Origin of the sequence: uncultured Subdoligranulum sp., assembly GCF_963931595.1 — a bacterium.
In the GTDB taxonomy this organism is placed as follows: Bacteria; Bacillota; Clostridia; order Oscillospirales; family Ruminococcaceae; genus Gemmiger.
On record NZ_OZ007030.1, the window covers coordinates 612974 to 630108 of the forward strand.

13 protein-coding genes are annotated in these 17135 nt (G+C 63.4%); 7 read left to right on the top strand and 6 right to left on the bottom strand.

Annotation, left to right across the window (positions count from 1 at the left end; genetic code table 11):
- Positions 1-58 precede the first annotated feature (58 nt).
- Both ABGT73_RS02930 and ABGT73_RS02935 read right to left on the bottom strand, forming a co-directional pair.
- Positions 59-988: a transporter substrate-binding domain-containing protein gene (locus tag ABGT73_RS02930; RefSeq protein WP_346668345.1), complete on the bottom strand. Its 930-nt coding sequence runs from the start codon at positions 986-988 to the stop codon at positions 59-61.
- Positions 989-1188: 200 nt separating this feature from the next.
- Positions 1189-2916 (bottom strand): carbon starvation CstA family protein, encoded by a 1728-nt coding sequence (locus tag ABGT73_RS02935; RefSeq protein WP_346668346.1) that lies wholly within the window; start codon positions 2914-2916, stop codon positions 1189-1191.
- Between the two features lie 247 nt (positions 2917-3163).
- On the opposite strand from ABGT73_RS02935, the gene ABGT73_RS02940 reads away from it, so the two are divergent.
- On the top strand, positions 3164-4732 hold the full coding sequence (locus ABGT73_RS02940) for an alpha-amylase family glycosyl hydrolase (protein ID WP_346668347.1): 1569 nt from the start codon (positions 3164-3166) through the stop codon (positions 4730-4732).
- 56 nt (positions 4733-4788) lie between these two features.
- On the opposite strand, the gene ABGT73_RS02945 is transcribed toward ABGT73_RS02940, so the two are convergent.
- The 4 genes from ABGT73_RS02945 to fba all read right to left on the bottom strand — a co-directional run bounded on the left by ABGT73_RS02945 (position 4789) and on the right by fba (position 9745).
- Entirely contained in the window at positions 4789-5358 is a 570-nt protein-coding gene (locus ABGT73_RS02945) for a nitroreductase family protein (RefSeq protein WP_346670302.1), read from the bottom strand.
- A gap of 55 nt (positions 5359-5413) precedes the next feature.
- Positions 5414-6103, bottom strand: a complete 690-nt coding sequence (locus ABGT73_RS02950) for a peptidoglycan-binding domain-containing protein (RefSeq protein ID WP_346668348.1) — start codon at positions 6101-6103, stop codon at positions 5414-5416.
- 4 nt (positions 6104-6107) lie between these two features.
- The gene (locus tag ABGT73_RS02955; protein ID WP_346668349.1) at positions 6108-8762 is read right to left on the bottom strand and encodes a peptidoglycan-binding protein; all 2655 of its coding nucleotides are present in this window, start codon (positions 8760-8762) and stop codon (positions 6108-6110) included.
- A gap of 119 nt (positions 8763-8881) precedes the next feature.
- Positions 8882-9745, bottom strand: coding sequence for a class II fructose-1,6-bisphosphate aldolase (gene fba / locus ABGT73_RS02960; protein ID WP_346668350.1), 864 nt, complete (start codon positions 9743-9745; stop codon positions 8882-8884).
- Between fba and ABGT73_RS02965 the strand changes: the two genes are divergently transcribed.
- From ABGT73_RS02965 to ABGT73_RS02990, 6 genes are all read left to right on the top strand, one after another.
- On the top strand, positions 9698-10228 hold the full coding sequence (locus tag ABGT73_RS02965) for a hypothetical protein (protein ID WP_346668351.1): 531 nt from the start codon (positions 9698-9700) through the stop codon (positions 10226-10228). The genes fba and ABGT73_RS02965 overlap by 48 nt on opposite strands.
- Positions 10229-10338: 110 nt before the next feature.
- Positions 10339-11121: a 23S rRNA (guanosine(2251)-2'-O)-methyltransferase RlmB gene (gene rlmB / locus ABGT73_RS02970; RefSeq protein ID WP_346668352.1), complete on the top strand. Its 783-nt coding sequence runs from the start codon at positions 10339-10341 to the stop codon at positions 11119-11121.
- A gap of 33 nt (positions 11122-11154) precedes the next feature.
- Positions 11155-14871 carry a hypothetical protein gene (locus ABGT73_RS02975; protein ID WP_346668353.1) on the top strand — a complete coding sequence of 1239 codons (3717 nt, stop codon included), beginning with the start codon at positions 11155-11157 and terminating at the stop codon, positions 14869-14871.
- A 43-nt stretch (positions 14872-14914) separates the two neighbouring features.
- Positions 14915-15310, top strand: coding sequence for a transposase (locus ABGT73_RS02980; protein ID WP_346668354.1), 396 nt, complete (start codon positions 14915-14917; stop codon positions 15308-15310).
- A gap of 31 nt (positions 15311-15341) precedes the next feature.
- Positions 15342-16205 (top strand): putative manganese transporter, encoded by an 864-nt coding sequence (locus ABGT73_RS02985; protein WP_346668355.1) that lies wholly within the window; start codon positions 15342-15344, stop codon positions 16203-16205.
- A 47-nt stretch (positions 16206-16252) separates the two neighbouring features.
- Entirely contained in the window at positions 16253-17134 is an 882-nt protein-coding gene (locus tag ABGT73_RS02990; protein ID WP_346668356.1) for an aldose 1-epimerase family protein, read from the top strand.
- The last annotated feature ends 1 nt before the right edge of the window (position 17135 follow it).

The following is a 17135-nucleotide window of genomic DNA, read 5'->3' on the forward strand; positions in this document are numbered from 1 at the left end:
AAACCACCACAGCCCCAGACAGTCCGCGAGGGCTGCCTGGGGCAAGGGTTGTACGATTTTACTCGCTCAGGGGCTGCACGCTGATGGCTTCATCCATCATGGTGTTGTAATCGTCGGTGGTCATGGTGGCCAGCACGCCGTTGATGGCATCCTTCAGAGCAGTGTTGCCCTTCTTCATGGAGATGCCGATGTTGATGTCCTCGTCGCTGACCTCGAAGTCACCGTCGCCGCCGCCGAAGTCCAGGGCCACGAAGTCGGGGTAGGCAACGGTGGCAGCCTGGGCGGTGGGACGGTCGGTCACAACCACGTCACAGGCGCCGCTCTCCAGAGCCACCAGCATGGCCGGGGCGGTCTCCTGGGCCGGCAGGATGTCGGCGTCGGGGATCTGGGGCAGGCAGTTGTCATACCAGATGGTGCCCAGCTGGCTGGTGCAGACAGCACCGCTCAGGTCGGCCACGCTCTTGGCGCTGGCGTAGGGGCCGTCCTTCTTCACCAGCGTGATGATGGAGGCGTAGTAGTAGGGGTCAGAGAAATCCACCTGCTGGGCGCGCTCGCTGGTGATGGACTGGCCGGCGATGACGCAGTCCACGTCACCGCTCATGACGGCGGGAATCAGGCTGTCCCAGTCCAGCTTGACGACCTGAACCTTCTGGCCCAGCGCATCGGCGATCTTCTTCGCCATCATAACGTCGTAGCCGTAGGCGTAGTCGCTGGAATCGCGGATCTGCACAGCGCCGTTGGAATCGTCGCTCTGGGTCCAGTTGTAGGGCGCATAGGCGCACTCCATGGCCACCGTCAGGGTGGTGGGATCGCCGTCGCCGTCCGGGGCGGCCGCGGCGTCTGCCTCGGTGCTGCCGGTCTCGGCGGTGGAAGCGGCGCTCTCGCTCTCCGCAGTGCTCTCACTGGTGGTGGCGGTAGAACCGCAGCCCACCAGGCCGGCCGTCAGCACGGCAGCCAGGCACAGGCTCAAGGTTTTCTTCAGTTTCACGATGGGGCTCCTCCTTAATGATATCCAATTCCCTCAATACCGCTAAAAACCCCGGTATTCTTGCGGAATACCGGGGTTCAAGCTACAAATCCCGGCAGCAACTCGGCGCAGCGCGCAGCCGCGCCGTTGCGGCCATAACGGTATTGTACCCTTTACACTCTATTTTGTCAAGATTGCTGCCTCAAATGGGAAAAAACAGCTTACTGCGCAGAAGCCTTCTCGCTGTTCTTCTCGCTGGCCGCGTAGACGCGCAGCGAGTTGACCACGATGATGACGCCCAGCAGGATCAGCAGGATGGCCAGGATCAGCTGCAGGCCCTGCATCAGGAAGGTGGCGCTGCCGGCCATGTAGGCCTGCACGCAGCCCACCAGGATCTGCACCAGGGCGGTGAAGGTCACGCAGAGCATGATGATGAGCGGCGGGAACAGCATCTTGTTGCTGCGGCCGGTCACCTTCAGGAAGACGCAGAGGGTAGCCAGCACCAGAGCGCTCAGCAGCTGGTTGGCGGAACCGAACAGCGGCCAGATGTTGTTGTAACCGATCTTGGCCAGGATGAAGCCGAAGACCAGCGTGACGATGGTGGAGAAGTAGGTGTTGCAGAACAGCTTGCGCCAGCCCTCGGCATGCTTCATGTCGTCCACGCTGAACAGTTCCTGGAAGCTCATGCGGCCGATACGGGCCACGGCGTCCAGGCTGGTCAGGGCCAGAGCGGAAACGCACATCGTCATGAAGACGGTGGCGGCATAGACGGGCACGCCGAACATCTCAAAGAAACCGGCCACGCCGTTGCTGAAGACCTGGAACGGGGTACCGGCGGCGGGAGTGCCGTCGGCCGCGGCGGAAGCACCGGCCACGCAGAGGGCCAGCACAGCCAGCAGGCTTTCCAGCACCATGGCGCCGTAACCGACCTTCAGCATGTCCTTCTCATTCTCCACCGTCTTGGAGGAGGTGCCGGAGGAAACCAGGCTGTGGAAGCCGGAAACAGCACCGCAGGCCACCGTGACGAAGAGGATGGGGAACAGGCTGCCGCTGATGAGGCTGCCGTTCTCACCGCTGACCACGGTCCAGCTGGTGAAGGGGCGCAGATTCATGGTGGGATGCGCCACCACCAGGCCCACCACGGCGCCGATGATCATGGCGATGAACATGAAGGTGGTCATGTAGTCACGGGGCTGTTTCAGCAGCCACATGGGCAGCACCGCCGCGAAGAAGATGTAGACGAAGGTGATGTAGATCCAGCCCTCTTTGCCCAGGATGATGGGGAAGTTGGAGCCGATCACAAAGGACAGGATGATGAAGACGATGCCGATGACGGCTTCCTTCCAGCCATCGAAGTTGAACTTCTTCTGGATCAGGCCGAAGATGACGGCGAACACCATGAACATGATGGAGACCATGCCGGCGGCACCGTTGGTCTGGGCAGCGGCGGCCAGCGAGGTCACGCCGTCTGTGGTGGTGTAGGCGTTGAAGGTGTTGGCCACCATGTCGGCGAAGGCCGCGATAACCAGCAGGGTGAACAGCCAGCAGAACAGAAGGAAGAGGCGGCGGCCCAGCTTGCCGATGTACTTTTCAATCAGCATGCCCATGGACTTGCCGTCATTCTTCACGCTGGCGTACAGCGCGCCGAAGTCGGTGACGGCACCGAAGAAGATGCCGCCCAGCAGCACCCACAGCAGGACGGGCAGCCAGCCGAAAGCGGCCGCCTGGATGGCACCGGTGACGGGGCCAGCACCTGCAATGGAGGAGAACTGGTGGCTGAACACGGTCCAGCCGTTGGTGGGAACATAGTCTTCGCCATCTTCCAGCCGCACAGCAGGAGTTTTGGCGTTGGGGTCGATACCCCAGTTTTTGGCGATCCAGCGGCCATACCCGGCGTACGCACATACCAGGCACACCGCTGCGATCAGAATGATCACAAGCGTATTCATGATTTTTACTCCCTCTTTTCCAATATTAGTCTTACAATCGCTTGCTTCATTACTTTAGCGCGCTGACATGGCGATGTCAACGGCTTATCCACAATTTGTTAATAATTTGGCGGAATGGTCGTTTTTTGGTGGAAAAGCAGAAAATCTATAGAGCGTTTTGTACAAAGTGCGGAATTGACAAGACACATTGGATTGACTAGTATAAAGAAAAAACAGGCGTACCGACGGTACGCACAGGAGGTCAGGTATGAAAACGTGGCTGAAGGACGCGGTCTTTTACGAGATTTACCCCCAGAGTTTTTACGATACCAACGGGGACGGCATCGGGGATCTGCCGGGCATCATCGCGAAGCTGGACTATATAAAGGAACTGGGCTGCAATGCCATCTGGATCAACCCCTGCTTTGATTCCCCCTTCAAGGATGCGGGCTATGATGTGCGGGATTACAAAAAGATCGCCCCGCGTTACGGCACCAACGAGGACGCGGCCGAGCTGTTCCGCACCGCCCATGAAAAGGGCATCCATGTGCTGCTGGACCTGGTGCCCGGCCATACCAGCGAGGAGCATCCCTGGTTTCTGGCCAGCAGCAAAGCGGAGAAAAACGAGTATTCCGGGCGGTATATCTGGACCGACCACTGCTTTGCCTCGGGGGACGGCATGCCGTTCATCGGCGGTGAGTGCGAGCGCAGCGCTACCTATATCCTGAACTTTTTCAAGTGCCAGCCGGCGCTGAACTACGGTTACGGCAAAATCCACCAGCCCTGGCAGCAGCCCACCGATGCGCCGGACTGCCGGGCCACGGTGGAGGCCATCAAGGATGTGATGCGGTTCTGGCTGTCCATGGGCTGCGACGGCTTCCGGGTGGATATGGCCTCCAGCCTGGTCAAGAACGACACCCGGCACAAGAAATATACCTGTGCCATCTGGCGGGAACTTTCCGCCATGATGCAGAAAGAATTCCCCGAGGCAGCGCTGGTCAGCGAGTGGAACGGCCCCCGGATGTCGCTGAAAAGCGGTTTTGACATGGATTTCATGCTCAACGAGGCGGGCAACGGCTACGACTGGCTGCTGCGCGCCTACGACGGCGAGATGGACAGCAACCCCCGCCACATCGGCAAGGCCTATTTCTGCAAGGATTCCGGCACCGGCATCGACAAATTCCTGGACGACTGGCTGCCCAGCTACAAGGCGACCCACAAGGACGGGCTGTACTGCCTGATCACCTGTAACCACGACACCGTGCGGCCGTCGGCGGGGCTTACCACCGACGAACTGCGGCTGGCCTACGCCATGATCTTCACGATGCCGGGTGCGCCCTTCCTTTACTATGGCGATGAGATCGGCATGCGGTACCAGAAGCTCCCCACCAAGGAGGGCGGCTACTTCCGCACGGGTTCCCGCACTCCCATGCAGTGGGCGCCGGGGAAAAACCTGGGCTTTTCGGAGGCTGACCCGGAGACCCTCTACCTGCCGGTGGACCCGGCGGCGGACGCCCCCACCGTGGCCGCCCAGCAGGCCGACCCGGGCAGTCTGTGGCATACCGTGCAGGACCTGCTGGCCTTCCGCCATGCCCACCGGGAACTGGACGGCGACGCGCCCTTCAAGGTGCTGTTTGCCCCCAAGGCCAAAGGGGATTACCGCCCCTTTGCCTGGCGCCGCGGAGACCTGTGCTGTGCGGTCAACCCGGCGGGTGCGGCGGCCGACCTGCCGCTGAAGCTGGAGGAGGGCGCACGGCCGCTCTTCGTCATCGGGCAGGCAGAGGTGCAGGGTGAAACACTGCGCCTGGGCGCCCAGAGCTTTGCCATTCTCGGCTGATACAGATAATACAATGTCCCCGGCCCATGCGGGCCGGGGACATTTTCTGTGGAATGTTACAGGGTTTTCAGCAGAACTTCCTCCAGGGGGCGCTTGGGTACGCAGTAATCCCGGGCGTCGTCCAGATAGTACTTGACGTTGCCGTCCACGGCGGTGACCAGATGGCTCTGGTGGCTGGGATAGCCGAAGGCCACCATGTACCGCAGCTTGACACCCTCGGGCAGCCCCAGCAGCTGGGTGAGGGCAGGGCGGTCGATGGAACCCATCAGGCAGCTGCCCACCCCGTGGGCCCAGGCGGCGGCCGTCATGCTGCCCATGGCAAGCCCCACGTCGGTGTCGCTGCCGCCGGGCAGGCGTTCGTCCTGCAGCACCGCGATGAAGGCCACCGGCTGTTCTCCCGGTTTGGGGCAGCCCTGTTCAGGCGGAAGGCTGGCGGCCCAGTGCACCAGCGGCTGTGCGGCGGCCACCATGGCGGGGCTCTGCACGATCATATACTTCAGCGTCTGCCGGTTGTTGCCGCAGCTGGCGATGCGGGCGGCCTCCACGGCCTCGGTCAGGAGCTCGGGGGCCACGGGGCGCTGCTCAAAGCGGCGGTAGGTGCGGCGGGTGCGCAGAAATTCCATCATATCCACAGCAATTCACATCCTTCTTGATTTTGGTATCAGTATAGCAGTCTGTCTGTCATTTATCAACCACGGTGGAGGTGCGGCCGATCCCCACTGCTGCCGAGGCAATCTTTTTCCAGCTGTTGCAGCCGCAGACGCCGTCGGCCGTCAGGGAAAAGTCCTTCTGGATGGCCTTGAGGGCGCTCTCGGTGGCAGCGCCGAAGACACCGTCCAGCGAACCGGTGGGATAGCCCAGGGCGTTGAGGGCGTCCTGCAGGATCAGCACGTAGGTGCTGCGGCTGCCCCGGCGCACCGTGGGGTAGCCGGCGGTGGTGTTGGGGCAGGACGGCTTGCCGTAGCGGCGGTCAAAGTGCACCCAGGTGGGCGTCATGGAGAGCGGTTCCACATACCCCCAGGCGCCGGTGGCCACGGCAGTGTCGTAGATCTTTTTGCGGGCGGTGCTGCCCAGGCTTTGCCCCACATCGAAGGCCACCCCGGCATAGTGCTGGCTGGTGGTGCCGTGGCCACCCTCCCAGATGCGCTTGAAGGCGTACCCCACCGGAATGCCGCTGCCGTAGCGGCGCCGGGTCAGGTTCCAGGCTTCCATGGCGGCCACGGTGGTCCACAGCACGCTGGACTTGCTGGAGCCGCGGAACTCCCGCACTCGCAGTGTGGTGCCGGAACTGTAGGGCATGGGATCGCTCTCGTTCAGGTTGTAGGTGTAGAATTTGTTGGTGTAGCTGTCGTAGACAAATACTTTCGCCATGGCGTTATCCCTCCTCGGCTTGTTGACAGGTGCTGCACAGGGCCAGGGCGGCCGTGCGCAGACTTTCCCAGGTGGCGGCGTCCACCACCCCCAGCGTGGGCAGCCCGGCGGTGAGCTGGTAATTCTCCAGGGCGGCCTGGGTGGCTTCGTCCAGGTCGCCGGTTTCCGGCACGAAGCTGTACCCCTGGTCCACCGAGGCAATCCGGTTCAGCCAGCGCTGCACCTGCCGCACGGCGGGCCCGGAACTGCCCAGTGTCAGGGCGGCCGCGGGCCAGATGCCGTCCGGTTCCGGCGCGGCTGCGGCAGGGTTCACCTCGGCCAGTGCCCGGGCCGCCCGGAGAAAGACCTCCCAGTCGGCAGGGGAGACTTCGCCGGTCTCCGGCAGGCCGAAATACCGCTGGGCGCTGCGGACGGTGATGGCCAGATCATCGGAGTAGCCGTCGTTGGGGGTGGTGCTGCCCAGAAAGTTGATCTCCGGCAGCCACTGCCCCAGGAAGAGCAGCAGACGGTCCAGCCGCAGAACGGATGCCCCGGAATCTCCGGGCTGCAGGGTGGATGCCGGGGCAGGCAGGGAAGAAGAGCGTACCACGGGGCCGCTGTCGGCCAGGGCCTGGGCTGCGCTGTACAGACTGTTCCAGGTCAGCTGCCCCACCACGCCGTCCGCCGTCAACCCGGCCCTAGTCTGCCAGGCTTTGACGGCCCGGGTGGTGGCCGCCCCGAAGACACCGTCCACCGTCACCGACGGAATGTCGCTGTAGTAGGCCGACAGCCTCCGCAGATAGTACTGTACGGCCCGCACGGCGGTGCCGCGGCTGCCCTCCCGCACAGTGGTGGTGAACTGGCCGGGGGCCACATCGGGCTCCACGATTTGGTTGGCCACGGCCAGGGCTACCTCGTTCAGTTTGTTCCAGGTGGCGCGCCCCACCAGACCGTCGGCGGTCAGGCCGAACAGCGTCTGGAATCCCGTGATGGCCCGCTGGGTGGCGGCACCGAAATTGCCGTCCACGCTGATTGAGGACAGCGCGGCGTAGTTCTCTGCCGCCAGCCGCAGCCAGTACTGGACCAGCCGCACGTCCATGCCGTTATCTCCGCGGCGCAGCACCACCCCGGGCCAGGCGGTGCCGCCCAGGTCGCTCTGCATGGACACCCAGGCGGCGTACAGCGCGTTCCAGGTGGACTGCCCCACCACGCCGTCGGCGGTCAGGCCCTGTTCCTGCTGGAAAATCTTCACGGCCTTTTCGGTGGCGGCGCCGAAGCTGCCGTCCACCGTCAGATCGGGCAGGGCGCTGTTGAACTGTGCCAGCTCGGAGAGCCAGAACTGCACCTGCTCCACCTCGCTGCCGCCGGAACCCCGGCGCAGCACCACCCCGGGCCAGCTGCCGGAACTCTCGGTGCCGGTGGCGGTTTCGCCCTCGCTGGTCAGCTCCGCCAGGTCCTTCACACTGACGTAGATGTAGCTGATTTTATACCACGTGGCCTTGCCCACCAGGCCGTCCGCCGTCAGGCTGAACTGCTTCTGGAAGTTCTTGACGCACTGCTCGGTGGCGGCGTCAAAGGTGCCGGTTACTTCCGGCTTGCCGAAGGAGGGATAGTCCTTGGCGATGCGGGAAAGCTGCCGCTGCAGGATGCGCACGCTGGTGCCGGTGGAGCCCCGCTTCAGCGTCACGCCGGGCCAGCTGGAGGGGATGGCGGCAATGTTGTTGGAAGTCACCAGCTGGACACGGCTGCCATAATAGTACCGCAGGATTTCCAGGGCGGATTTGCCCTCGTTGGCGCGGTCCACGGTGCCCCACTGCTTCATGCCGGGGCAGGTCACCAGTTTGCCGTCACAGTATTCGGTGTAGTAGGGCTCCTGGTCGCCGGAACGGCGCACATAAGTGTTGAACAGTTCCGCCGTGATGCGCTCCATCACCGCAAAGACGGTGCGGCCGGCCACATAGGCCTGGTCGTAGCCCGGCGAGCCGGTGATGTTGAAGGCATAGCCGCGGCTGGGGTACCATTCGGTCCAGATGCGGTTGAGTGCCAGACTGATCTGGGCCAGAATGTTGGCCCGGATGGCCTGCTCCGGCCAGGTGGGATAGATCTCGCTGGAAGCCACGTTGGCGATGTATTCCTGGAATCCCACCGTCACGTTGCTCACGTTAGCCGAGGGCTTGCCCAGGTGTACCGTGATCTTTTTGGGGATCACCACCTCGCTGAGAACCCGGCTGTCGGGGGACTCCTCCGGGGTGGGGCCGCTGCCGCCGCCCCCGGCAAAGAGAACGTGGGGCGGAATGGTGGTGATCTCCACATGCTGCTCCTCGGTCCGGGTGTCAGCCAGGGTGGGAGCGTCGGCGGGCGCTGCGGGCAGGAAGGAGAGGCGGGCGACGGTCTCCTGCCCGGCAAAGACCTGCACGCCGTCCAGGATCTGCCCCTGCCAGCTGTCCGCTTCGGCAATCAGCCGGTAGACGGCATAGGGGCGCACCGTCCGGTTGTCTTCTTCCAGACTGTAGCGGGCATCGGGAGCTTCCAGCGACAGCGGCCCGGCGGCACCGGCCGCGTCGGTTTCCAGCCGGGCCAGCACGGTGCCGGATTCCCCCTGCACGGCCAGCCGGACACCGGCCAGCGGTGCGGCCTGGTCCGCCACCGAGGCATAGACGCGTAATGTTCCATTGGGCATACAAAAAACACCTCCTGCCCACAGGCTATGACAGTGGGGGACAGAAGGTGAAAGACAATACAAAAGGGGCCGGCGGAAGTTCCGCCGGCCCCGGGCCGTACTATAAATTGATCAGGAGATCAGGCCTTGTTGGCAGAGCCGAACAGCTCGATTTTCTCGCGCACGGTGGCCTTGATGGCCTCGGCACCGGGCGCCAGCAGCTTGCGGGGATCGTAGCCCTTGCCCTGCAGGTCCTTGCCGGCCTCGATATACTTGCGGGTGGCGTCGGCAAAGCTCAGCTGGCATTCGGTGTTGACGTTGATCTTGGAAACGCCCAGGCTGATGGCCTTCTTGATCATCTCGTCAGGAATGCCGGTGCCGCCGTGCAGCACCAGAGGAATGTTGTCGGTAGCGGCATGGATCTTGTCCAGGGCGTCGAAGTCCAGGCCCTTCCAGTTGGCGGGGTACTTGCCGTGGATGTTGCCGATGCCGGCAGCCAGGAAGTCGATGCCCAGGCTGGAGATCTTGGCGCACTGGGCAGGGTCAGCGACCTCGCCCATGCCGATGACGCCGTCTTCCTCACCGCCGATGGAACCGACCTCGGCCTCGATGGACAGGCCATGGTCATGAGCCAGAGCGACCAGCTCGGTGGTCTTGGCGACGTTCTCTTCGATGTCGTAGTGGCTGCCGTCGAACATGATGGAGGTGAAGCCGGCGGCGACGCAGGCCTTGGCGCCCTCATAGGTGCCGTGGTCCAGGTGCAGGGCAACGGGAACGGTGATGCCCAGGCTCTCGTCCATGGCCTTGACCATGGCGGCAACGGTCTTGAAACCGGTCATATATTTGCCGGCGCCCTCGGAGACACCGAGGATGACGGGCGAATTGAGTTCCTGCGCAGTCAGCAGGATGCTCTTGGTCCACTCCAGGTTATTGATGTTGAACTGGCCCACAGCATAGTGGCCATCGCGTGCTTTCAGCAGCATATTGGTAGCATTTACCAGCATACAGATACCTCCAATAATAATTGTGGGAAGGGCACACCGACCCCCGGTGTACCGTCGGTTTCATTATACCTTGACTTTGACAAAAAAGCAACAGCTTTTTTCGACGCAGTATATGTACTTTTTGCCCATTTTGCCGTGGAAGAAAAGGAACTGGCAGAATTTGTAAAATCCGCGGGAAATTTCCGGCTCTTTGCGGAGAAATTTGAACGCTTTGCCCACTTGACAAAGGGACTTATCCGGGCTGTTATAGGGAAAACTTTTCAACAGCCGGTGCAAAACTCCGCTGCCAAATGGTGGAAAAGTGGATGGGAATGCGGTTTTTCCACACTTTCCACAGAGTTTTCAACAATGGGAAAACCAGTTTTCCTCTACAAAACGTATAAAGGATGGTATATCGTACAATCGGAAAGCGGGTTTGCACTTTTGGCGCATAGCGCAGGCGTGAAGTGTAAAAACGGCCGCAAAACCCGACAAAAACCGTAAAAAAAGGTGACAAAGCGTCGTACCTTGTGCTATACTGATATCTGTATAGTCAGCACTACAGAACAGAAAGATAAAGGCAGGGGACAGGGTGTCCCCGCAGGAGGTATGGGATGGAAAGACCGGGTCGTGAACAGACACCGCAGCACACCGACACGCTGGTATGGGGCAAGAACCCCGTGACCGAGCTGCTCAAGAGCGGCGAAACGGTGGATACGGTGTATCTGGCGGATTCGCTGCCCCAGGCGGTGGCAGGGTACTATACGGCGCTGGCCAAGCAGGGCGGCGCCGTGGTCAAGCGGGTGCCCGGCCACAAGCTGCAGAAGCTCTGCGGCACGGCGGATCACCAGGGGGTGGCGGCCCGCGCCGCGGAGGTGCAGTACGCCACGCTGGAGGACCTTTTCGCCGCGGCCGATGCCAGGCAGGAGCCGCCCTTCCTCGTTCTGTGTGACGGGGTGGAGGACCCCCACAATCTGGGCGCCATCATCCGTTCGGCTTACCTGTGCGGCGCCCACGGCGTGGTGATCCCCAAGCGGGGCGGCGTAGGCGTGACCGGCACCGTCATGAAGGCCAGTGCCGGCGCGGCAGCCCGGCTGCCGGTGGCCCGTGTGACCAATCTGGCCCAGGCCATCCGCGCCATCAAGGAACACAATATTTTCGTTTATTGTGCGGACCTGGGGGGCGCCCCTCTTTCCCGCACCGACTTTTCGGGGGCGGTGGCGCTGGTACTGGGCAGCGAAGGCGGCGGTCCCGGTGCCCTGACCCGCAAACTCTGCGACGCGGCGGTGACGCTGGAGATGGCCCCCGGCCAGGCGACCGGCGTGGACAGCTATAATGTGAGCGTGGCGGCGGGCATCCTTTGCTACGAGGTGCTGCGCCGCCGTACCGCCAAGTGAATTTCACCTTTTTTGTAAAGGGAGCAATCAGACATGCCAAGCAAACGTACCAATGACTCAGTGGACCGCATTTTGCAGGACCTCAACCAGCAGCAGACGGCCGCCGGTGTGCAGAACACCGTGACCGATCACCAGGTGGACGAGATTCTGCGCAGTGTGGGCATTTCCACCACACCGCTGCATGGCACACCGGAACAGGACCACAAGATCGCGTTCGCGGGCCTCGACGACCTGGACAGCTTTGAGGATTTTGCCGCTCCCGCCCCGGTGTCGCCGCGGCAGACGGCTGCGGCGCCGGCTTCCCCCCGGACCGCTGCGCCGCGCACCACTGTACAGCCGGTACAAACCGCCGCGCCCACCCCTGCGGCAGCGCAGCCTGTCAGTCCTGCGGAACCCCGGCGTCCCGCCGCTCCTGCGGCGGACGGGCAGACGGGCTCCGATACCGGGACGATGGGGGATACCACCCGCACCGGCATCATCAAGGGATTCCTGCTGAAGATGGCGCCCGAGGCCGGCGCCGATACCGACGCTTTGAACCAGGGTAAAAACCAGTTCCAGAAGTTCTTCCGGGACTCGGTGGCGGTGGTGCCCGATGAAAAGGGCAAAATCCGGGAGCCCGGCAAAAAGAAGCGGGGACTTTTCGGCCTGAAATCGGCGGAAGATACCGACGAATTCGTGCCCATCAATGTCTCATTGGGCGGCGGCAGCCAGAACCAGGATGCGCCGGAACCGGAGGAGCAGCCGGAAGCCCAGGAGGAGTATTTCCCCGACCGGGAACCGGTGCGGCAGGCGCCTCAGCCCAAAAAGCGCGGGCTGCTGGGCGGGTTGTTCGGCGGCCGGGATTCCGTCACCGAGGAGATCGTGATCCCCGAAGCGCGGCAGGAGGAGCCAACCTTTTCCGGCAGGCATTCGGAGCCGGAACCCCGGGAAGAATCCCGGGGTGATACGGTGGAAAACGTCTGGCACAGCAAATATACCCGTCCTGCGCCGGCCCCGTCGTCCGAACGGGAAGGGGATACCATGCAGATGCTGCGTGATATCCAGCGGGGCATGAAGGCGCGCACCGCGCCCAGCGCCACAGGTGCCACCGGCACCATCTACCGCAAAAAGCGCAACACGGTGGAATTTACCCCCGGCCAGAAGATCCGCACGGCGCCGCCTGCCCAGGCAATGCCGGACCCGCCTGCCGGGGAGCCGGTGGGGGAACCCATCAACCTGCCGCGACATCAGGCGGCCAGCACGGGCTTTACTATGCAGCTGGGAGCGCTGGATGCAGCCCCGGTGGACAGCACCCAGGACTTCATGAATGCCTACAATGCGGTGCGTCCGCGCACGGCCCCCGCCGCGGCGGCCCCCGCGCAGCCTGCCGAAACGCCCAAAACCACGGCGCAGCCGGCACAGCGCGTTGAAACGCCCAAACCTGCAGTACAGACGGCACAGCAGCCGGCCCCTGCAACCGCGGACGGCCGGGATCCCTATGCCGACACCCAGGTGGTGGGACTTTCCCCCGAGGGCGGTCTGCTGGGGCGGCGGGAACCGGATGCGGTGGACGAGCTGGTCGATACATTGACCGGCAAGATTCGTCTGACTCCCCAGGCCCCGGCCCATACCGGCTTCACCCAGGATCTGGGCGGCCGGGCGGAGGCTCCTGCCCACACCGGCTTTACCCAGGACCTGGGCGGCGGGCAGGCCCACACCGGCTTTACCCAGGATCTCGGCGGCGGACAGGCTCCCACCGGGTTCACCCAGAATCTGGACGGCGGCGAACCGGCGGAACCGGGCACCGCTTCCTTTGTGCATGACATTGCCCAGGCCATCAATACGGGTACGGTGCCGGAAGGTGGCACGGCCCGCTTTGACAGTGCGGCCGTCCGGCTGACTGAATCGCTGCAGGACAGTGAGGAGGAGAGTGCCCGCGGGAAGGGCCGCGGCAGCCGTCTGGCCAAGGCCAGGATGCGACTGGGCGGCAAACCCCGGGATGAACAGCCGGATTCCGCGGCCCAGCCCTTTGAGACGGCGGAGATCCCGCCCCTTCATCACCATGAATACGAGCGCCCTGAGGACGCCCCGGTGGTATGCCGGGAACTGAGCCAGCAGGTGCTCTACTATACCACGGCCAGCTTTGCCACCGCCGCCATCACGGCGGTGCTGCTGGTGCTGGGTCTGATGGCGGCGGCGCTGCCGTCGCTGCCCGGCCCCCTGGCCGATCCGCTGGTCTATCCGGCGGTGGTGCTGGTGCTGCTGCTGGCAGCCGGCGGCCTTTGCTGGCGCACCGTGGTTTCCGGCCTGCTGGGCCTGGCCCGGCGCGCCACGCCGGACAGTCTGGCCGTGCTGCCGCTGCTGGGCGCCGCCGTGCAGTGCCTGGCGCTGCTCATCGCCGGCAACTACACCGCTGACGTGACGCTGATGGCCGGCCCTGCGGTGCTGGTGCTCTGTCTGAATACCATCGGCAAACGGATGAACGCCTGCACCATGCAGGAAAATTTCCGGCTGGTCAGTGCCAAGGTGGAACACTCGGTGGCCTACCGGCTCAAGGATGCCGGGGCGCTGCGGGCCATGACCACCGGTCTGGCCGAACCCCATCCCAACGTGCTCATCAACCGTCCCACCCAGGTGTTCCGCAGCTTCCTGCGCAACAGTGCGGCGGCGGGCACCAGCGACAAGAACCAGCAGCAGTTTGCCTGGCTGGCCGGCGTCTGCGCCCTGGTGGCCATGCTCATCACGCTGATCCGCACCAAGGACAGTGCCTCGGCCATGATGGTGCTGGCGGCGGTATTGTGCCTCGCGGCGCCGCTGGCGGGCACGCTTCTGTCGGCCCTGCCCGCCCGCATGATGCAGCGCAGTGCTGCCCAGGTGGGGGCGGTGGTGCCCGGCTGGCGGGATATCCGGCAGCTGGGCCGTATCAACGTCATTCAGGTCACGGCGCGGGATCTCTTCCCGGCCGGCTGCGTGACGCTGTCCGGCATCAAACCCGTCAAGCCGGAACACATCGACCTGGCCATCGTCTATGCCGCCTCCATTCTGGCGGAGGCGGGGCCCACGCTGCGGGAGGTATTCCTGGGCATGCTGGGCGAAAACCGCAATCTGCTGGCAGAGGTGGAGGACCGGGAAACCGTCTACGGCAAAGGCTATGTGGGCTGGATCAACAAGCGCCGGGTGCTGGTGGGCAACCGTGCCCTGATGCAGGATTACGGTGTCAAGGTGCCCAGCCTGGAATATGAACAGCACCACACCGTGAACCAGCGCCGGGTGATCTACCTGGCGGTGTCCGGCAAGATGTTCGCCATGTTCCAGGTGGCCTATCAGCGCGACCCCGACACCGCCGTGGTGCTGGACAGTCTGCGCCGCACGGGGCTTTCCCTGGTGGTGGACTGCGATGACTTCAACTGCGATGTGCAGCTGCTGGAAGCTGCCTACAGCCTGCCCGCCGGTTCGGTGAAGGTGCTGAACGCGGCGGAGCGCAAGACGCTGGACCCGGCCGTGGCCTGGTTGCCCGAAAGTGAGGGCAACATGCTGCATCTGGGCAGCTTTGCCAGCTTTGTGGGCGGCCTGGAAGCCGCTGCCGGTGCCGCCGAGGGCGAGCACAAGGCGTCGGTCTTCGTGACGGCGGCGGCTTTGTTCGGCTGTGTGCTGGGCGTGCTGCTCTCGCTGACCGGCGGCCTGATCACGCTGCCGCTGGCGGCCTTTGTGCTCTACCAGGCGGTGTGGTGTGTGCTGGCGCTGATCTTCCCGCTGATGCAGCGGTATTGAGGCAACGGGGCTGCGGCCCCGAAAACGGAAAGGGGCTCTGGACGTGTATCGTACCCGGGAAAAACAATTGTCCATCTATGACTTCCTGCCGCCGTACCACGGCGAGCTCAGCGGGCGCAACCGCTGGATGCTGCTGGCGGATGCCATCGACTGGGACCAGTTTGAAAAATCCTACAGTGAGCTGTTCGCCCCGGGCGGCAAGGCGGCCATCTCGGCGCGGATCGCGCTGGGCTGCCGGATCATCCAGCTGCATTACCGGGTGTCTGACCGGGAAGTGGTCTCACTGGTGCAGGAAAGCCCCTACCTGCAATATTTTCTGGGGATGGAAACTTTTACCGACCGCATGCCCTTTTCGGCACGGACAGTGGCCCGGTTCCGGGCCCGTATCCCCGACAGGGCCGTGCGCCCGGCGGTAAAACTGCTGCGCAGTTTCCGCTGAAATCCAAATCAAAAAAGTATATAGAGGTTTTATGGAATTATTTGTAGATGCGCTGTTGGATGCCTGGATTGACAGTGTCAAGATGCTGCCCTTTCTTTACCTGGCGTACCTGCTGATCGAATGGCTGGAACGCCACCACGGCGACCGCATCGAGGCGGCGCTGGCCGGCGGCGGACGCTGGGGCTTTGTGCCCGGCGCGCTTTTGGGCTGTGTGCCGCAGTGCGGTTTCAGTGCGGTGGCCTCCAACCTGTATGCCAGCCGGGTAATCACCCCCGGCACATTGCTGGCGGTGTTCATCGCCACCAGCGACGAAGCGGTGCCCCTTCTGGCGGCGGAACCCTCCCAGTGGCCCAGCCTGGCGGCTTTGCTGCTCTGCAAGGCGGTCTTCGGCATGGTGGGGGGCGCGCTGCTGGATATCCCCCTGCGGCATGTACTGCCCAAATCGCTGTACGGCGGCTATGCCGGCCACGCCGATGAGGTGGACTGCCACGAAGAGCACGAGGAGCACAGCGGTATCTGGCTGGCTGCGCTGCGCCATACGCTGGAGATCTTTGTGTTCATTCTGCTGTTCAGCCTGCTGCTCGGCCTGGTATTTGAATCGGTAGGGGAGGAGGCCATCAGCTCGGCACTGGCCGGTATGGGCATCTTGCAGCCCATGCTGACCGCCCTGGTGGGTCTGGTGCCCAACTGCGCCGCCAGTGTGCTGCTGGCCCAGCTGTATATGGAAGGAGCCATCTCCTTCGGCAGCCTGTTTGCCGGCCTGACGGCCGGGGCCGGTGTGGGTCTGGCGGTGCTGTGGCGGGTCAATCCCAGCTGGAAACAGAATCTGTTTATGACCGGCCTGCTGTGGGCGGTCGGCGCGGTAGCCGGCATGCTGCTGCAAGTGGTTGTGTAAAAAATACCCGCAACTGCGGGAATGATACGATTCGGGAGGAAACAGCTATGCAGTATACCATCGAAAATGACATCCTGCGCCTGACGGTAGATTCCTTGGGCGCCGAGGTGGTCAGCGTCATCCACAAGCCCACCGGTGCGGAGATGATGTGGAGCGGTGATCCGGCGGTGTGGGGCCGCCATGCGCCGATCCTCTTCCCCTACACCGGCAAACTGACCGACGGTAAGATGATTGCCAAGGGTGTGGAGTACCAGGGGGCCCAGCACGGGTTTGCCCGGGACGTGGAGCATACGATGACCCGCCAGACCGATGACACACTGGAGTTTGAGCTGCATGCCAACGCCGAGACGCTGCCCAAATGGCCTTACGCCTTTGTGCTGCGCTCCACCTTTGTGCTGGAAGGGGAGACCGTCCACCACACCCTCTGCGTGGAGAACCCGGTGGAGGAACAGCTGCGGTTCGGCATCGGCTATCATCCGGCCTTCGCGCTGCCCTTCGATGACCGCCACACCACCGAGGATTACGAGATCCGGTTTGACGGCATCGAATCCCCGCTGTGTGTCAGTGCGCTGCCCCACGGTCTGCTCAGCGGCAAGAGCTACTATCTGGCCCGCAACACCGAGGCCATTCCGCTCACCGATGATCTCTTCGACAACGACAGCCACTGTATGGTGAATCTGCGCACGCAGCATGTCTCGCTGGTCGAAAAGGACACCGGCCGCAGCGTCATCTGCAATGTGGAAGGGTACCCTTATGTGCTGATCTGGTCGACCCCGAAGAAGCCGCTGCACTTTGTCTGCATCGAGCCGTGGCACAGCCTGGCCGGCGAGGAGGATGGCCCGCTGGAATGGGAGCAGCGCCCCTGCGCCGCTTCCCTGAAGCGCGGTGAGAGCTGGTCCACCACCCTGTCCACCACCTTTGTGCGCTGAG

Coding starts and splice junctions, on each gene's coding strand:
- ABGT73_RS02935 (WP_346668346.1), bottom strand. CDS start 2,916: ATGAATACGCTTGTGATCATTCTGATCGCAGCGGTGTGCCTGGTATGT.
- ABGT73_RS02940 (WP_346668347.1), top strand. CDS start 3,164: ATGAAAACGTGGCTGAAGGACGCGGTCTTTTACGAGATTTACCCCCAG.
- ABGT73_RS02945 (WP_346670302.1), bottom strand. CDS start 5,358: ATGATGGAATTTCTGCGCACCCGCCGCACCTACCGCCGCTTTGAGCAG.
- ABGT73_RS02950 (WP_346668348.1), bottom strand. CDS start 6,103: ATGGCGAAAGTATTTGTCTACGACAGCTACACCAACAAATTCTACACC.
- ABGT73_RS02955 (WP_346668349.1), bottom strand. CDS start 8,762: ATGCCCAATGGAACATTACGCGTCTATGCCTCGGTGGCGGACCAGGCC.
- fba (WP_346668350.1), bottom strand. CDS start 9,745: ATGCTGGTAAATGCTACCAATATGCTGCTGAAAGCACGCGATGGCCAC.
- rlmB (WP_346668352.1), top strand. CDS start 10,339: ATGGAAAGACCGGGTCGTGAACAGACACCGCAGCACACCGACACGCTG.
- ABGT73_RS02975 (WP_346668353.1), top strand. CDS start 11,155: ATGCCAAGCAAACGTACCAATGACTCAGTGGACCGCATTTTGCAGGAC.
- ABGT73_RS02985 (WP_346668355.1), top strand. CDS start 15,342: ATGGAATTATTTGTAGATGCGCTGTTGGATGCCTGGATTGACAGTGTC.
- ABGT73_RS02990 (WP_346668356.1), top strand. CDS start 16,253: ATGCAGTATACCATCGAAAATGACATCCTGCGCCTGACGGTAGATTCC.